Source organism: Enterococcus sp. DIV0800, assembly GCF_050559735.1.
GTDB classification, from domain to species: domain Bacteria; phylum Bacillota; class Bacilli; order Lactobacillales; family Enterococcaceae; genus Enterococcus_A; species Enterococcus_A devriesei.
Map to the genome: position 1 here is coordinate 2165794 of NZ_CP187898.1, position 18251 is coordinate 2184044.

Genomic DNA, 18251 nt, shown 5'->3' on the forward strand with positions numbered 1-18251 from the left:
CATTATACCAAAAAACCCGAAAAAGAAAGCCTTTTCCGGGAAGTTTTATCATTTCATGTATTTAATTTGTTTACAGCACACGTGAAGTCGGATTTTTTTTCGCTCTGCGTTTTTCTTGCCAACGAATGCGCCACGCCACCAACTTGTCCATCACGAAGGTCAAGCCTTTAAACAACCAGTAAATCCCAAAGGTCAAAGGAATCACAAAAAATAAATTGCGGTTCCAAAGCTTGTCGAAGTCAAAAAATTCTCTAAAGAATAAATAGCAGCTGAGATAGGCCGTACTTAAAACCGCGATCAATGCAATTTTTTTCTTGTCTAGTGGGAATGACACTTTATATAAGACTAAAAGACCAACACAGCCGGTTAAAAAGACCGACATCGTCGAAGTGGCTTGATAATCTAAATGAAATAAAAGCGCCGCTAATTGAATAATCATTACCGCGCTCACTACAGTCAACGCGCCAGGTAATGAAACACGGAAAATATTATTCAAGAAATCCCCTTTGATTCGTTCATAGCTTGGTTTCAAGGCCAAGAAGAAGGAGGGAATCCCAACTGTCAGGGCATTGATTGGAGTTAATTGGACCGGCTCAAAGGGATATGGATTGGTCATAATCATAAAGATCACCGCCAAGATCAATGAATAAATCGTTTTAACTAAATACATTGAAGCCACTCGTTCAATATTATTGATCACTCGCCGCCCTTCATTTAACACATTTTGCATCCGAGCAAAGTCTGAATCTAGCAAAATAACATCCGCCGCCGCACGAGCCGCACTACTACCATTGGCCATTGCCACGCCAATGTCCGCTTCCCGCAATGCCAAGACGTCATTTACCCCATCGCCAGTCATACAGACGGTATGATTTTTTTTCAAGGCGTGGATCAAAGACTGCTTTTGTTTCGGCGTCACGCGACCAAATACGGTCGTATGGTTAACCAATGTTGGATAATCGATTGGTTCGTCTAGACTGGACATATCCACAAAGGCTTCTGCATTTTGAATCCCAGCCTTTTGAGCGATTTTTGAAACGGTCAAAGGATGATCCCCAGAAATCACTTTTAATTGGACGTCTTGTTGAACAAAGTAGCCAAAGGTTGCCCGCGCGTTTTCTCTTAAATTATCTGAAATAATCAGCGTCGCCAACAAACGCGGTTCTTCGATCATTTCTTCTTCTAGCAGTCCAGGATACTCGACTAGTACCAAGACCCGCTGACCCGCTTCTAAATAAGGTTGAAGCTTGCTTTGCATTTCTGCTGACAGCTTTTTGAAAATAAATTCTGGTGCGCCAAAAGCAAAGCTACCTTGTTCTTTAAAAGTGACCCCGCTCCATTTACGAGCGGAAGAGAAAGGCACGACCTTTTCCGCCTGCCACTCGTCTCTAGTAGGAAAGGCTTCCCGTAACGCTTTAGCCGTCGCGTTTTGATCCTTTAATTGATTCAATAATGAGCCCATGATGGTATTGAGCCGGCTGTCTGAAATATCTTCTAATAATGCCTCTTCAAATTTCAAGGTACCATCTGTGATTGTACCGGTCTTATCTAAACAAATCACATCTACCCGTGCCAATGTTTCAATCGACGGCAACGCCTGAACTAGTACTTTTTTTCTTGCCAAATTCGCCGCTCCAACCGCGAACGCGACACTTGTCAATAGCATCAGACCTTCTGGAATCATACTGACTAAAGCCGCAACAGTGCCTAATACCGCTTGTTTGATCGAATCTGAGGCTTGGTACTGACTATAAAACAAGCCTAGTCCTACTGGAACAATCACGATCGTCAAGACGGCGATCATTCGACTCAACACTTTCGTCAACTCAGAGCTGCCCGTTTTTTTCGCCTTCGCTTCACTTGTTAATTGCTCCGCGAAGTTTTCTTTTCCCACCGCTGTTCCTTGATAAAAACATTCACCTGCTGTAACGAAGCTCCCGCTGAATAATTGATCTTGCTGACTTTTTTGAACGCGATCCGCTTCGCCGGTCAGTAAGGATTCATCGACTTCGACGCCTTCGCCTGCCAATAATTTACCATCCACCGGCACTTGATCGCCGTTGCGTAAATAAAGCACATCGCCTAAGACGATCGCTTCCTGATCGATCTGCTGGAGCTGACCGCTTCTTAACACGACAGCTTTGCTTTTGGCCAAGACGGATAATTTATCGATCGTGTGCTTCGCTCGCAGTTCTTGGATGATCCCAATCAACGTATTAATCACCACTACGCCGAAAAACAACGTGTTTTTTGGTGAACCCACGAGTAACACCAACAATGCTAAAACGAAGTTCAGTATATTAAAAATATTGATTGTGTTTTCTTTAATAATTTCTTTGTCTGACTTCAGTAAATTTTCTTCCACTTGATTGGTCTGACCTTGTTGGATTTTTTGTTGGACTTCGGCCTCTGTCAAACCAACTAAATCAGCGGGAATCACCACTGTATCAAAGTCAAATTTTTCCTCCACCGTTTGAATGTCTGTTTTTTTCTTCATCCGGTTTCACCTCATCTCATTTGTCGCAAAACGCCATTGACAGCGAATTTTTTCTCTATCAGTATCTTAACACGACTTTCATTTTAAGTCGGGACAGAGCCATTTCCCTTATTTTTGAATCGAATACACGTCATGAGGCATGTCCATTCCACGGTAATGTTTGACTATTTTTTGGCGTTGGCTCATCCCATTTCTCTCTGCCACTTTTTTTGAAGCTCGATTCGTGTCACGAATAATCGAAAAAATTTCCTGTACCTGTAGTTTTTCAAAAGCATACTTTTTACACGCTTGCGCCGCTTCAATAGCATAGCCTTGGTGCCAAAATTCGCGCTGAAATAAATAGCCAATCTCTAAAATCTGGTCCGTTTCAACGAGCTGCCACGTCAAGCCGCATTGTCCGATCATTTCTTCCGTCTCTTTTAAAACCACCGCCCATAACCCAAAACCGTCCCGCTGATAATTCATTAATTGCTTATCCAACCAATTTTGAACCATTTGATCATCAAAGGCCCCTTCATATGCCCTCATCGTTTCCTCATCTTGCAAGATTTTCTTTAGAGCAGGGAGGTCCGATTCTTGCAACTCCCGCAGGTATAATCGTTTCGTCTCAATCATCTACGTTTCCTCCTAATAGCTAGTCTTCACTGCAAACAACAAAAGCACCTGTGACAAAAGGCTTGTCACAGGTGCTCTTTACGAATAAACGGTACGACAGAAGTAACTTCTTCGGAAATAAGCCGAAATTTTTTTGAAGCTGAACACCTCTATCACAATCTCCTACGTTCGACATTATCGGCGCAGCTGCTACTTTAAATATCTTTTGGAACATAAAAGCTGCGGTTGTCCATTCCAAAAATCCGCTCGGTATAGGTGCCTGGCTCCGCGTTTTTGACAGCACTGGAAAGCATCTGCATTGAAGCATCAATGTTATCGATCTGATGCAAAATCTCGGCCTCCATGATCCGGGGACGAACTGGTGAACCATATTCTAACAAGCCATGATGAGCAAGCACCATGTGACGTAGAATGACCACATCTTCATCTGCATCATTGATTTTCAATTCTATACAGGCTTTGGTGATTTCTTCATCCACTAATACCAAATGACCGACAAGATTGCCCACAACCGTATATTCAGTAGAGGACGGACCGGTCAACTCAATGACTTTTCCTAGATCATGAATGATGATCCCAGCGTATAACAGTGACGCATTCAACTGCGGATATTCTTTCGCGATCGCTTTACCTAAGCGCAGCATGGTCAATGTATGAAACGCTAAACCACCGGCGAAGGCATGATGGTTCCGTTTGGCTGCCGGAAATTCGAAAAATTCTTTTTGATATTTATTCAGAAGATAGCGAACGATCCGATTCCAATGAGCGTTCGTAATTTCAAATAAAGTCTGATTAATTTCTTCTTCCATCTCTTCACGCTTGATCGGTGCCCGTTCCATATATAAAGCAGGATCATTAGGCTCCTCTGGTTTGGTCGTTCGCAAGTGCATGATCTTGACTTGTGGATTGCCTTGATACATCTCCCGCTTCCCTGTTAATAAGACAACTTGGCCGGCTTTATAGCGTTTGATTTCTTCTTCTGACGCATCCCAAAATTTACCGTCAACTGTTCCTGAAGTATCTTGGAAAGTAAAGGCGATAAATTTTTTCCCATTTTTAGCTAAACGGACATCGGCATTTTTGATCAGTACATACATTTCAAATTGCTCGTCAACCGTTAATTCTTTGATCTTTTTCATCGTTGAACTCCCTTCAATTCCCAGACTGGCTGGTGAAGCTTTTGGTAATAGCTTACCATTTCTTGGTCAGATGACAAACAAATGATTTGATAATTTTCGCTGAATTGCTGTAATAATTTCGCAAATTGATATTTTCGCTGATGATCGTAATGGAGCCAGCCATCGTCTATCATCACTGGACACAAGGGATGGTTTTGTTGCAAAGCTAAATAAGCAAAACGAAAGGCCATCATCACCTGATCTTTCGTCCCGGTGGAAAGATTATAGAGACTCAACTGATCCACCGTCAATAGTCCTTCAACAAAATCTAAGCGGCTGTGTTCATTATTGGTCAGCAGTTGGAAATAACTAGTCGCTTGCTTTAATAATTCCGGCAGTTGTTGTTCCGACAGCTCCGTCGCGATGTCTTGCAGCAATTGGTTTTCCAGCTTCGCCACCGCATACTCCGTCGTTAATTTTTCAACTAGCGCCTGCTGCTGACTGGCCTGCTGATAAAGCGTGTCTAAGGTGCCATCAGCTTGCATTTGCTGAATCTGCAAACGGGAACGCTGTTCTTGTTCTTGCAGCTTCAACAGCTTGGCTTCGCCCGTTTGAAGCTCCTGTTGTAAGCTACCCAAAGACTGCTCAATTTCTGCCAGGCTAGTCTCTTCAGCAAACAACGGCACCACGCTTTTCGTCAATTCTTGCAAACGAGTTTGCTTACGGCTAAGCTCTGTTTCCCGCTGTAAAAAGGCTGGGATCTCTGACGGATACGCCAATTGAAATTTTTCCAACAAGCCTTGCTGCTGTTCTAATAATTGTTGCTGCTGCTTTTGCGTTTCATGGATACGCTGTTGCAAGACTGTATTTTCCTGATAGGTCTGAGCAAAACGAATCTGCTCCATTTCCTTCACAAAGGTAGCTAATGTTACAAACTTCTCTGATAAATTTTTTTCATGCAATGGTAACCACTCGGCTAAAAAGTCAAAGCGTTGCTCTTGCTGCATCAACTTTTGGCGCAAAGCGGATTGTCGTTCTCCCAGTTCCGCACTAGATTGAAGCTGGGCTAAATAATTTTGAGCTTGTTGATTTTCTTGGATGACCGAAAATTCCTGAACTCCGCTAGTGAAATTTCGTTGCTGCAATTCTTTTTGAATTTGTGCAAGCAACTGCTGCTCTTTCTGCTGACTCAAAGCATTTTTTTCAGTGATTTCCGCCAGCTGGCCTTCATAAATATCCAACTGGCCTAATTTTTCTTGCCAAGTTCCTTTGTCTGCCGGCTTCTTACGCTTCAATCCGCCGGCGATTCCGCAAACGATTGCCACCACAATCAAAAGGTAGCGAAAGGGTGGTGGCAGTATGAAGGCTGCAGCTATTGCTACACCCGCCGCGATCAACAGCCATGGAACATTCTTTTGGGGATTAAAAAGTTCTGGATGCTTTTTTTCGTAGTCATTGAGACTGGCTTCGGCTTGATCACGCTGCTCCTTGACTAAGTGCTGCCGAATTTGTTGTTCTCCAAATGTTTTTTGTACCTCTCGTAACGGGGCAAACAGCTGGTGAATCGCTGCCTCATCAGAAAATGGTCGTGGCGGTGTTTGCTGCCACTTTGCCGGAAGTTCACTGGCTTGCGCCAGCTTCACCGCAATCCGTTGCTCTTCATCTAGCATTCGGTTAATAGCGACTTGTTCAGTCAATAATTGCTGAATCTTCGTTTCATTTTCTAAATAGAAATAGTAACGGGCTGATTCCTGGTTGCCGCTATGCTGCTGCAAGGCGCTGTGTAATTTTTCCTGTTCCTTCATTAATTGCTGGTATTCTTGATAAAATTCCTGTAGTTGTGCTTGCTCCGTCTCAGTCGCTGACAAATCCAGATTCATTTTTTTCAACGCTAGGAATTCCGCATAGGCAGACCAATTCAGCCGTTGCTGTTCCAAGGCTAGTTGCTGTTCTTGCAACTGACGATTCTTCCCAGCTTGACGAGACACTTGCAACTTTTCTTCATCGGCTTGTCGGACTAATTGCTGATAGCCCGCTTCTTGCGCTTCCTTTTCTTTGATCTTTTGTTGCAAGCTTTGATAATTTTGCAAGGCTAAATTCAAGGGTTGTTTACGACCACGGGGGCGATAAAGACTTTCATAATTATTTTTCAGCTGCAAACGTTGTTCGAATAATTCATTGCTGCCGGAAAGCCCTAGAGAAATCAACGCCTCATGCAAATTTTCTTCGTTCAGTGTTTCTAATTGCTGCAGTTGTTCTTGTTGAAACGTAAAAACTTGGCGGAATAGCTGAAGGTTTAAAGGATAGAGAATTTTTTCCAGCAAGTCTTCTTCTCCTTGTTGACCATCAGCTAGCCAAATCTTCGCCTTACCTTTATTTTTCGTTTTATACCGCTCAACAGTCACCGTTCCGTAAACTGGATGGACCAGCAACAAACGGCCGCCAAAGCCGCTGCCATCGTTGGGTGTATAATCTTGACCCTTTTTACGCTTGGTAGGAAAACCGAATAAAATCGCTTGGATAAATTGATACAACGTCGATTTGCCGGCTTCATTCAAGCCGTAAACCAGCTGATTTTTTGCTTCAAATAAAAATGTCTGCTGGCGCCACTTGCCGAAGCTGGTGATCTCCGCTTTTTTAATCCACATCAACTTCCCTCCTAAACTGATAGCTTTGCGCCATTTTTTCTTTTAATCCTTCGATCGTAGTCGCTTTAAAGGCTTGATCCATCAAGCGATGTAGCTGCGGGTTTTGTTCCAATTCACTTAGTAAGTCGCTAAATACAGCCGGCTCCTGATAAGTAGCTATTAGCTGATCAATCAAGTTTTTTTCCACCGCCAAATAAGGTCGCGTCACCGGAGCATCAGCTAGTGTCAATTGCCATAGAAAAATCCCTGAATCGACTTCCTCTTGTAGCGCTTCTAATAATTCTCCTGAAGCAATTTGATAAGCTAACTCATCACCGATCCCTTCTGTCTCACTAAATTCCAAATGTAGCAAGGTAGGCAGCTCTGCGGATAATTTTCGTACCAATGAAAAAATTTCTCGCGGCTGCCGTAGACCGGCTAAAGAAATCCTACGTTTTTCCCAACGAATGGCTTCAACCGAAAGTGTCCGACAGCTTAGACGTTTGCCCTGCGATTCCACTAGTGTCACTCCAGCCAGGTTCACTTCTTTTTGGGTATGCCCTTGGGGTGTTCCAGGATAGATCACGTAAGGCTCTTTCGCTAAAATTTGCGGCACATGAATATGTCCCAGTGCCCAATAATCATAGCCTTTTGTTAACAACTCCGATAATTGAACCGGGGCGTAGGGCATTTGTCCGCCATGATACATTCCAATATGAAAATCGACCGCGCCTTTAACAGGAAAGTCCTCGATCATTGCAGCTTCAATCGTCGGATGCTGATAACTAAAGCTGGTAATCGCAATCTGCTCTCCCGCTTTAGTCACTAGTTGTTTCGTTTCGACTTGCTCATCCACAAATAGTTGGATATTTTCAGGAAAAGCAAACCAATAACGATCTGCTTGATAAAAATCATGATTACCAAAATTCATAAAGACCGGGATCTGCGCTTCCGTTAAGCGGCCCATCTCCTGAAAGAAATAGCGTTGTGTTTTTAATGTGGGGCGATTTTGGTGAAAGGTATCCCCTGCCAATAAAATGAAATCGACCGCTTGATCAATCGCCGCATTAACAATATTTTGCAGCATTTTTTGATTGGCTGCCGTCAGTTCTTGCTGAAAGCCTTCCGGCACCTTCGTCAATCCTTCAAAGGAGCGATCTAAATGCAGGTCCGCTGCGTGTAAAAATTTCATTGCCTCTCCTCCTTATCAATCCAAAGTAGCTAGTAACAACTTTCTCACTCTTACCGATTTCGAGAGAACAGCTGAAACTTAATCCTATTTATTTTACCATAAAAAAACGAAAGTTTGTTCGTCTTTCACTGAAGATATTGGAATAGCAAATCCTCGAAAAAAAAAGCATAATCAACTAAAATAAAAGCATAAAAAAGGAGCGAGACAGATGAACAAAGACGAACTGGTTAAGAAAATCAAAGAACTATTGAATGAAGGAAATATCGAGAAAACCAAAGAGTTTATCGAGGACCATAAAGATGAATTAGGCGATTACTATGACAAAGCCAAAGTACTATTGAAGTCAGGAAAATTTGACGGGTTGATGGATCAATTCAAAAAATTCTTTTAAGTAAGAAAGGCTTTCGCGAACTCCCTCAGCTTTTTGCCAGTTTTTCTGCTTGCTTTATTGAGAGTAGAAAAATGATTCCCTAATTAGGAGTCAGCTGAGCAATCAGACCAAACTTTTGATAAATGACTGAGAAACACAAAGTTTTAATTTTTACGTTGACAGTTTCTACTTGGTGCTGCTCAAATTTCGCAATCGTTTGGCTTATTGCCGATAAAGCTAGTTCGTGAAGCCGGACATGAATGTGCCTGCCGTAAAGCGATTTATTCATTTGAAAATTTTATCCTTTCTTTATAGTCAAAAAAGTTAGAAACGCCGCTCCTAACGAGTGACTGTTTCTAACTTTTTTATTCCATTTGATTCAATACTTCATAAATATGATCCGCGGTTTGACCTAAGGAGTCGACTTGATTCGTGTTCGCTAACAAAATGATCTCCGTCAATCCGGTATGAGTAAAAGTATTGATGGTATTGAAGCCGCCCAATACACCATGACTAGAATAGCTGCCGGGATTGACATAAAAACCCATTCCATAAGTCGAGTCACTGCCGGCTGTCAGCATTTTTTCTCGCTCCGCTGGATTGATCAACTTTCCTTGCATCAAAGCTTGATCGAATAAATAAAAATCCGTCGCTGTCGTGTAGATATCACCTGCTCCGAATAATTGAGAAAGATCTGGTAGCTCCGCCTTTTCGACTTGACCATTTTTTTCTTTATAGCTCTCTGCTAAATTTTCGATTGGATCGGTACTTTGATAAAAGCCGGAATCTTGCATATTCGCAGGCTTAAAAATATTAGCTTGGACATATTCGGCGACACTTTGATGACTGAGCTGTTGCACCAAATAAGCCAACACGGCATAATTACTGTCTGAATAATGCCAAGTTCCAATCGCCGAGTCACTGCCGGCTGCTTCGATCTCTTCCACGATCCTTTGCGGTAAAATCTTTTCACTGCCTTCTTTCCGTCCAGTCAGTCCACTGGTGTGGTTCAAAAGATTTTGCAAGGTGATTTGCTGTCCGTTCGGAAAATTAGCCAAATATTTGGCTATCGGATCATTGATGCTTAGCTTGCCGGCCTGCTCTAATTGTAAAATTGCGGTTGCGATGATCGCCTTTTGGGTAGAACCAATATAATAGCGAGTGGTAGTCGTATTTTTTATTTGTTTTTCCTGATTCGCCAGACCATAAGATTGATTCAAAATAACCTGACCTTTTCGAATTACCAAAGCTGTCCCGGAAAAACGCTGTCCCTTTAAGAAGGCATCTAATTCTTGGTTGTCCGTCACTGGCAACGTAACTTTTGGGATTTTTTTCGGTTCAATCGATTCTACGGTTTCTTTTATCGTTGAGCTGCTCGAAGCTTTTGCTGTGTCCGCTGAGACAGCCTTCTCTGTTTCGTGACTCGTTCCTTGGGTGTACCAAATCATGCCGCCTGCTATCACGATAACAGCCGTTGCCACCACCAAAATACTTTTTTTCATTTTTCACTCGCCGTCCTTATAGCCTTATAGTTGGAAGTATAGCAAGTTCCAAGTAAAATTTCTGGTCTTTTTCCTCACCTTACAATATTGTTCGTAAGAACGACGGCGCGAACTCCTTCAGCTTTTTTTAGCAATAAGCGAACAAGCTCGTGCGCTAAGTAGGCCACTGCTAGCGCTGGTGATTCAGTCTTTTCAATGGTAAAAAATTTATAGTCCCTTAATAATTCAAAAAGAGTTTGTAACCCTAAATGGTCACAAACTCTTTTTCTACTATTCAATTATCCTTCGTACAATTCACGGATCGGCGTCATAATGATACGGTTCAAGTCATTGACGATCACGCTGAAGGCTTGTTCCTTCACCATTAATTCGTTGATCAATTCTTCTTGTTGAACTTTTTCTGCTAACGCTTGTGCTTTTTCAGCATCTTCATCGCTAAAATCTTCGCCGCGCATTTGTTTTTCTTGCAAGCTTTGTTGGAAAGCTTGGAAGTCCTTGAAGGCTGCGTATGCTGCTTCATTTTTCTTAAGTTCTGCGAATGCTTCTTCTAAAGATTTGAATTCTGGTAGTTCACGGATTTCACGTTCTAATCCGTTTGCTGAATCGTAAATATTTGCCATTATTTAATCCCTCATTTTCTATAAAAGTTACTTTTTTATTGTAACATGAATGGAAACGGGTTCATACCCTAATTTCCTGGTTGGTACTGACGCCACAATTCTTGGCCTTTTTCTTTTAACTTATTGGCGCCTTCCTTGGCTTTTTCAAAGAAGCTCGCTGCTCCTTCACTGGCCTTGCCGCCAATATCTTTCAATTCTTCGCGCCACTTGTTCGTATCCACATCTTGACCATTTTGATTGACTTGATCGGCAGCCACAACTTTTCCACCGGTCGCATAGGCATCCGCTACATCAAAGGAATATTGTCCGGCGTATGGCAAGATCGATTCTGCCTCCGCCTTGAAGACCTGACCGACCTCCGAACCGCTCGTACCGCTTAAATAATGCGTCTCGCTAACTTTTTCGAAACCTAACCAAGTTGAGATCACGACATTTGGTGTATAACCAATAATCCATTGGTCGTTGACTTTATTCGCATCAAAGTTGGTTTCGGTTGTCCCGGTCTTGCCGGCAACAGTGAAGCCAGCAGGTGCAGCTTGTGCAGCTGTTCCGTTTGAAAAAGTGCCTAACAGCATACTGGTCATTTCATTGGCGACTTCTTTCGAGATAACTTGATCATATTTCGGTGAGCTATTGTCGACTAAAACAGCACCAGTAGAATCTATGATTTTCGTTACTAAGTGCGGCTGATACACTCGGCCTTGATTAGCAAAAGCACCATAAGCGGCTGCCATTTGCATCGGTGACGTACCTTTTTCCAAACCACCTAACGCTAGACCATAATATTTATCTGATTTGCTTAAAGGAATGCCAAATTCTTCTGCTTTATTGTAGCCTTTGTTCAACCCTATCTCATGCAATAGCCATACTGCTGGCAAGTTTAAGCTCTGCGCTACTGCTTGATACATCGGTGATTCGCCTTGATAGGTGCCATCGTAGTTTTTCGCTTTGTAATAGGACTGAGGCTCGTCTTTTAAGATACTGTCAGGCTTGTAGCCAGATTCTAGCGCTGGCGAATAGACACTTAACGGTTTCATCGTTGAACCTGGTGAACGTTGCATCTGAGTCGCAAAATTATAGCTGCGGAAAATATGCTCGCCCCGTCGACCCACCAATGCTTGGACGCCGCCGGTTTTAGGGTCCAAGGCTACTGAAGCAGATTGCGGCATCGCCCCATCTGCGGCATCGGCTGGGAAGTTTGCATTATTTTGATAGACAGCTTCCATTTGCTTTTGATAATCCTGATCTAATGAGGTATAGATTTTATAGCCTTTGTTCAGTAAATCCTTTTCCGACATGCCATATCTTTCCACTGCTTCATCGATCACCGCGTCAAAATAAGAAGGATAACGATAACCTGCATCCGCAGAGGTATAAGTATCACTCAGCTCCGAGCCAAGATCAGTGGCTTTCGCCTGATTTTCCTGTTCTTGAGTCAATTTGCCATTTTCCACCATCACCGACAGTACCGTGTTTCGTCGGTTGATCGCATTATCTAAATGATCGATCGGATTGTAAATCCCCGGACCCTTCAGCATTCCCGCGATTGTTGCCGCTTCGCCGACAGTCACTTGGTTGGCATCTACCCCAAAATACTTCCGGGCAGCGTCTTGCACGCCCCAGACACCATTCCCAAAATAGGCGTTGTTCAGATACATCGTTAAAATTTGATCTTTATCGTATTTCTTTTCAATCTCGATCGCCATAAAAATTTCTTTGGCCTTTCGTTCCAACGTTTGATCGAGACTCAAGTAGGCATTTTTCGCCAGCTGCTGGGTGATGGTACTTCCGCCACCGGTAATATGCCCAGAGGTGACTAGTCCTAAAGCCGCCCGTGCGATCCCTTTGATGTCAAACCCATGGTGATTATAAAAGTTGCGGTCCTCAGTGGAGACGACGGCATCTTTTAAATTTTGGGAAATCTGATCACTCTCCACATAAGTTCCCTTTTGTCCGTAAAGACTACCGGCCTGTTCATTTTTTTCGTCATAGACGACGGTGGATTGTTTCAGACTCGATTGTAATGTTTCAACGTCCACTGATTTCGCTAAAATAAATAAATAGACACTCATGACTAAAACAACGACTAACGTTAATAAGAGCAAAATTTTATTAATATGGTATTTTTTCCAAATACGTTTGCGCCAGTGATGAAAACGAATCAAGTAAGGCTTGATCCATTGCCAAAAGGTTTTGGTCCCGCTGCGAAACTGTCGCCAAAAAACTTTTGCGCCATCTTTAAACTTGCGCCAAAATTCCTGAAAATCCATTTTTCGATCTCCATTCTCTACAAAATTCAGACACAGTGTACCATAAATCTTCCTCTCGCCGCGTGGGGCTTGAGACCGATACACACATGGAGCTATTTTAGCATGACACCTCAAGGAATTACTGTCTTTTTTCTTAAATATCCGTTAAAAGTGATACAATAAGTCCAATGAAATTTTTACAAGGAGTAACCTGATGAACTTTACCATGACTCTGCCTGATGATTTTACTGAAATGACCGTCAAAGACTTATTAGAAAACGAATGGCTGGTACCTAGAAAAGTTCGCCATTTTATTCGGACCCGCAAAGGAATCACTGTCAATGGCGAGCTATGTCATTTCCAAATGCCGGTTCATCCCGGCGATATCATCGGTATCACTGTTGAAGCAAGTGATTATCCTGAACGACACATCAGCTTAGGCAATAAGAAAAAAATCCACGTTCTCTTTGAAGATGAGCATTTGATCATCGTCAATAAACCAGCCGGTATGAAGACTCATCCAAATCAGCCGGAGGAAACAGATACCTTATTAAACCATTTAGCCGCTTATTTAGCACCGAACACGCAGCCCCATGTCGTTCACCGCTTAGACAAAGAAACTAGCGGCGCGATTTTGTTTGCTAAAAATCCGTTTGTATTACCTATTTTAGGCCGTTTGTTAGAACAGAAAAAAATCTATCGTCGCTATCAAGCAATCGTTCATGGCGTTCTCAAAAACGATCAGACCATCAATCAAAAAATTGGACGCGACCGCCACGATCGACGCAAACGACGGATCGATCCAAAAGGCGGCAAGTCGGCAGTGACTCATGTGACCGTCGCTCACCAATTAAACAAGCAAACCGCCGTTTATTGCCAGCTAGAAACTGGCCGAACCCATCAAATCCGGGTCCATCTTGCCAGTATCGGACATCCTTTAGTTGGTGATCCTCTGTACAGTAAAAATCCCCATGGACGTTTGATGCTCCACGCCTTTGAGCTGCATCTGATCCACCCCTTTACCAATCAAAAAATCACAGTTCAAGCGTTGCCAGGACTGTGGTAAAAGTAGTTCTAATTAAAAAGCTGAGACAAAATCTGTCTCAGCCTTTTAATTAATCCTTCCAAACTTCTTCAGCAATTTCTTTAATCAACGCAATTTTTTTCCATTGCTGCTCTTCTGTTAAAATGTTTCCTTCTTCCGTTGAAGCGAAGCCGCATTGCGGACTTAAGTACAAACGATCTAACGGCAGATACTGAGCGGCCTCATGAATGCGAGCAATGACTTGTTCCCGCGCTTCGAGGTTCCCATCTTTTGAAGTAATTAGCCCAAGAACGACTTTCTTCGCTCCTGTAACCTTCGCCAAAGGCTCGAAACCGCCAGAGCGTTCGCTATCATATTCTAAGTAATAAGCATCGACCTGTTCATCAGTGAATAAGGGCTCCGCCACGTCTTCATATCCGCCGCTGGCTGCCCACGTTGAGTGATAATTTCCCCGGCACACATGGGTGTTCAATGTTAAATCTTCCGGCTGATCCACTAAAACCGCATTATTGATTTCCAAATACAGCTGTGCTAATTCTTGACGGACAACTTTTTCCGGCTTCTCATCCTCTGAGATAAAACCAGCCGGCAACGGAGCCACTAGAACACCCCAAGTACAATCATCCAACTGAATCGTGCGAGCGCCGGCGGCATATAAATCAGCGATTACTTGGCGATAGGCTGTGACAATGTCTTCGATCAAGCTTTCGTTGTCGGGATAAACTTGACGAACTTTAGGAAGTACATCCGGTCGTAATAGTTCCACCAAAATTTGAGCCGGAGCAGGAATCGTTTGTTTGACCTCGATCCCCTCACTCGTGTGCGTCCGGGTAAATTTAAAGTGCTCGACGAAGGGATGTTTTTCGCCTGAAATCTTTCCGGTAACAATGACTGTTCCCGGACGTGTCTCTTCGCCATGAAAAAAGTATCCATGCTCAGGAACAAAAAATTCAACACCTTGAAGTCCCCAGAAGAAATCTAAATGCCACCAGCTGCGACGGAACTCACCATCAGTAACAGCCTTTAACCCAATTTTTTCCTGCTTATGAATGAGATCGATAATTGCAGCATCTTCAATTTTAGTCAGAGCGGTTTGAGTGAGTTCTCCCGCTTCAAAGTCTGCTCGTGCCGACTTTAATTCCTCCGGTCGTAAAAAGCTGCCTACGATGTCAAAGCGAAAAGGTGATGTTGTACGTTTAGTCATAAAAAATTCCTCCAGTTTTTCTTTTTTTGCATCGAAGAACAAAATTCTGAACAATAAAAAAACACCCATCCCTTTACCTATTGCTACTGCAACAAATAAAGGGACGAATGTTTTCGTGATACCACCCTTGTTTACATCATCCTCACGGATAATGCCTCAACGGTACCTGTTGATACCCGGCGATATATCGGTCGCTTCCCGTTTGCTCCGCGTGAACGAAACAAAATGCTCAGAGCTCATCTTCATTGACTTTCGCAATCCTCGTTCTCACCCTTCGAGGTCTCTGTACTCGCTGACTCATCAATTACTCTTCTCTTCAATGCTTCATTATTTGCTCATTATATTCACATTTTATTTAAAGATTGTCAAGTGTTTTTTGTAAAAAGTTCTCTATTCTACTTAAAAAAACACCCAAGTCGTAAGGACTTGAGTGTTCAACTTATTTTTATCTTAGTACCAGCCGTTTGCTTGCCAGAAAGATTGAGCGCCTTCCCATGAACCGTAGCGAGAAGTCACATATTGATCAGCTACACGTTCTTGGTTTGCTTCAGAGTAGTCACCATTTAAGTATGAAGCTGACAATTGGTAACGTCCGATGTATTGGCCGTTTGTTGCTGAGTAAGAGCCGCCTGATTCGCGTTGTGCGATCCATTCTTTAGCTGAAGAAGAATTTCCTGCAGGAGCTGCTTGTGTTTCTTGAACTGGTGTTGTTTGTTGTACTGGCGCTGCTTGTGTTTGTTGCACAGGAGCCGCTTGTTGTACTGGTGCTGCTGCCTTTGTTTCTTGTGCAGGAGCTGCTTCAGCTTTTGCGTCACCATCGATGGTCAATTCTTGACCTGCAAAGATCATATTTACATTAGAAATTTTGTTTGCTTTAGCGATAGTATTAACTAAGCTATCATTCCCAGCAAATTTGTGAGAGATTTTTGATAACGTATCGCCTGATTGAACAGTATAAGTTTCTGAAGCATGTGCATCTGTAGCTCCCATCGCTAACCCTGCGCCTGCTGCTAATACTGTACTAAAAAGAACTGTTTTCCCTAATTTCATTATATAACTTCCTCCGATTTTCATCTTGTCTTTTTCTTCTGTCTTATTGACTACGAGAGCTACTTTATCATCCTTTTGTATTTCATGGGTAATATTATTGTGACAATTCATTACAATAATATGAAACAATGTAACAAAACTTCTCTTCGTGTGTCACTTTGAAATATATTATTTTTATTTACTACTGAAGAATATCTTGATACCAAACGTTTTATAGCATTTATAACTGTTTTCTTCTTGTGTTACAAAAATTATTTTCAGCAACATTGAAATCTTTTTGTAATGAAACTTAAGAGGCCGCCACTGTTTTTTTTGAATTATTTTGCAAATATTTTTTTTGATATTTGAATTCCAATAAGACTTTATAACAAAAAAATACCTCCACTCACCATAGCAAGCAGAAGTATTTCTTATTTTATTCTTAATCGATGTCGCCATTTTTTCCCTTGTGGTCCCACTAATTTATCGACTAACCGAATCTTCAGCGTCAAATAGAAATAAACCCAGCCGCCTACTCCAGCCGTCAATAAACATGCAATCAACGCTTGACCCCGAGATGCTGGGTCTAAAACTAAATAGCTGACTTGTCGCACGATTAACGCAACGATCAGCATCAACACTGTCAAAATCAGCATCAAAACACAACGACGAAAGGCTAAATGATAATTTGCCCGCACGACTTTGCGCAACTTCCAAAGCGACAAGCCGCAGGTCAGGCTTAGACTGATAGCCGTCGCCAGTAAGGGACCGTAAACCTCAAACAGCTGGATCAATGGCACTTGGATCACCACTTTTAGCAATAAACCAGCCAACCAATAGCGCACCGCGATGCGACTATGTGAGATTCCTTGTAGCGTGGTGGACAACATCATAAACAAGGCTGAGATCAATCCAGTAATACAGGCAACAACTAAGATTTTACTTCCTAAAACATCCGCGGAATAAAAGACGGTATTTAGCGGATAGGCCAGCAGGATCATGCCTGTGATAGCCGGCAACATAATAAAGGCGAATAATTGAATATTGGTATTCACCAGCTTGGCCAGCTCCGGCCGTCTCCGCTGGGTAAATAATTCGGTCAGCATCGGCAAGCTAGTCAATGCCAAAGAGGTTCCTAACGCGACTACCACCATTGTCAATTTGTCTGGATTGGCACTAAACAAGGCATAGAGATCAACTAATTGTTTGTGACTGTAATTCGTATTGGCATCCATCGTATGGATAAAGGTCACTTGGTCAATTAGTTTATAAAAAGTGATCCCGCCGCCTAATAAAATAAATGGAATTGCTTGCCGCACCGTTTCCAGCAATAGTTTTTTCGTGTCGATGGTCACCTTATTCAAACTATAATTCAGCTGCAAATCACTACGTTCTCGGTCCTTGAACCAATAAAACAGCAAGACCCCATAAGCGCCGATCATCCCCACCGCCGCTGCGAAGGTCGATTGAATCACCGCATTTAAATAATCGCCATCTAGCACCTTCATAATAATAAAAACGCTCAACAGCATATAGACGACGCGAATAACCTGCTCCACGACTTGCGAGATCGCTGACGGCCGCATATCCTGCTGGCCTTGAAAATAGCCTCGTAAGACGCTCATACAAGGAAAAGCAATCACCGCGATACTCAAAGACTGGATCACCGGGATCAAGGCTTGGCCGCCGCCAGATAATTGCGCTAACAATGGGGCGGATAAAAACATTAGCCCACCAAAAATGATGCCTAAGATCGCCGTAACCTGCAATGCTTTAATCAATAAACGGCGGCTCGTGCGATATTCTCCTAGGGAATTGTAGCGGGCGACTTGCTTGGCGATCGCTCCAGGCAATCCCGCCGTGGAGATCATCATAAACAACGCATAAAAGGTATAGCCCATATTGAATAATCCATTTGCCGCACGGGCTTTTTCTCCCATCCAGGCGTACCACGGAATAATATAAATTGCGCCGATCAAGCGGGAAAAAATACTTCCTACCGAAAGCCAAGCAGAGCCTTGGATCATTTTTTCTTGGTAGCTTAGATCGCTCGGTCGTGTCTTTTTCATGGTCTCCTCCTATTCATTACTCTATAGTAAAACGAAATCGTTCCCATGACAATCACTCTTTACTTTTTCTGTTCTCAGCTATGCTATAATAGCCTAGACTATTATTATGGAGGT

Annotated in this window: 13 protein-coding genes; 2 read left to right on the top strand and 11 right to left on the bottom strand. The window is 42.8% G+C overall.

What is annotated here, in order from left to right:
• Positions 1-70: 70 nt before the first annotated feature.
• From IGI54_RS10395 to IGI54_RS10415, 5 genes are all read right to left on the bottom strand, one after another.
• On the bottom strand, positions 71-2497 hold the full coding sequence (locus tag IGI54_RS10395; protein ID WP_430620656.1) for an HAD-IC family P-type ATPase: 2427 nt from the start codon (positions 2495-2497) through the stop codon (positions 71-73).
• Between the two features lie 108 nt (positions 2498-2605).
• A complete protein-coding gene (locus IGI54_RS10400) occupies positions 2606-3112 on the bottom strand; it encodes a GNAT family N-acetyltransferase (RefSeq protein ID WP_430620657.1) in 507 nt (168 codons plus the stop codon).
• Positions 3113-3306: 194 nt separating this feature from the next.
• Positions 3307-4251, bottom strand: a complete 945-nt coding sequence (locus tag IGI54_RS10405) for a 3'-5' exoribonuclease YhaM family protein (RefSeq protein WP_071863122.1) — start codon at positions 4249-4251, stop codon at positions 3307-3309.
• Positions 4248-6878: an AAA family ATPase gene (locus tag IGI54_RS10410; RefSeq protein ID WP_430620658.1), complete on the bottom strand. Its 2631-nt coding sequence runs from the start codon at positions 6876-6878 to the stop codon at positions 4248-4250. Before IGI54_RS10410 ends, IGI54_RS10405 begins: the two co-directional genes overlap by 4 nt.
• Complete coding sequence (locus tag IGI54_RS10415; RefSeq protein ID WP_430620659.1) at positions 6868-8049, bottom strand: metallophosphoesterase family protein; 1182 nt, start codon at positions 8047-8049, stop codon at positions 6868-6870. Before IGI54_RS10415 ends, IGI54_RS10410 begins: the two co-directional genes overlap by 11 nt.
• Before the next feature lie 208 nt (positions 8050-8257).
• On the opposite strand from IGI54_RS10415, the gene IGI54_RS10420 reads away from it, so the two are divergent.
• Positions 8258-8440, top strand: coding sequence for a hypothetical protein (locus IGI54_RS10420; RefSeq protein ID WP_430620660.1), 183 nt, complete (start codon positions 8258-8260; stop codon positions 8438-8440).
• A 344-nt stretch (positions 8441-8784) separates the two neighbouring features.
• On the opposite strand, the gene IGI54_RS10425 is transcribed toward IGI54_RS10420, so the two are convergent.
• The 3 genes from IGI54_RS10425 to IGI54_RS10435 form a co-directional block, all read right to left on the bottom strand.
• Positions 8785-9921: a serine hydrolase domain-containing protein gene (locus IGI54_RS10425; protein WP_430620661.1), complete on the bottom strand. Its 1137-nt coding sequence runs from the start codon at positions 9919-9921 to the stop codon at positions 8785-8787.
• Between the two features lie 278 nt (positions 9922-10199).
• Positions 10200-10541, bottom strand: a complete 342-nt coding sequence (locus tag IGI54_RS10430; RefSeq protein ID WP_071863117.1) for a YlbF family regulator — start codon at positions 10539-10541, stop codon at positions 10200-10202.
• Between the two features lie 68 nt (positions 10542-10609).
• Positions 10610-12811 carry a PBP1A family penicillin-binding protein gene (locus IGI54_RS10435; protein WP_430620662.1) on the bottom strand — a complete coding sequence of 734 codons (2202 nt, stop codon included), beginning with the start codon at positions 12809-12811 and terminating at the stop codon, positions 10610-10612.
• A 193-nt stretch (positions 12812-13004) separates the two neighbouring features.
• Between IGI54_RS10435 and IGI54_RS10440 the strand changes: the two genes are divergently transcribed.
• Positions 13005-13856, top strand: a complete 852-nt coding sequence (locus tag IGI54_RS10440) for an RluA family pseudouridine synthase (protein WP_430620663.1) — start codon at positions 13005-13007, stop codon at positions 13854-13856.
• Positions 13857-13905: 49 nt separating this feature from the next.
• On the opposite strand, the gene IGI54_RS10445 is transcribed toward IGI54_RS10440, so the two are convergent.
• The 3 genes from IGI54_RS10445 to IGI54_RS10455 all read right to left on the bottom strand — a co-directional run bounded on the left by IGI54_RS10445 (position 13906) and on the right by IGI54_RS10455 (position 18137).
• The gene (locus IGI54_RS10445) at positions 13906-15039 is read right to left on the bottom strand and encodes a 5-methyltetrahydropteroyltriglutamate--homocysteine S-methyltransferase (RefSeq protein ID WP_430620664.1); all 1134 of its coding nucleotides are present in this window, start codon (positions 15037-15039) and stop codon (positions 13906-13908) included.
• A gap of 450 nt (positions 15040-15489) precedes the next feature.
• Entirely contained in the window at positions 15490-16089 is a 600-nt protein-coding gene (locus IGI54_RS10450; protein WP_430620665.1) for a LysM peptidoglycan-binding domain-containing protein, read from the bottom strand.
• 410 nt (positions 16090-16499) lie between these two features.
• Positions 16500-18137, bottom strand: a complete 1638-nt coding sequence (locus IGI54_RS10455; protein WP_430620666.1) for a putative polysaccharide biosynthesis protein — start codon at positions 18135-18137, stop codon at positions 16500-16502.
• Between the last annotated feature and the right edge of the window lie 114 nt (positions 18138-18251).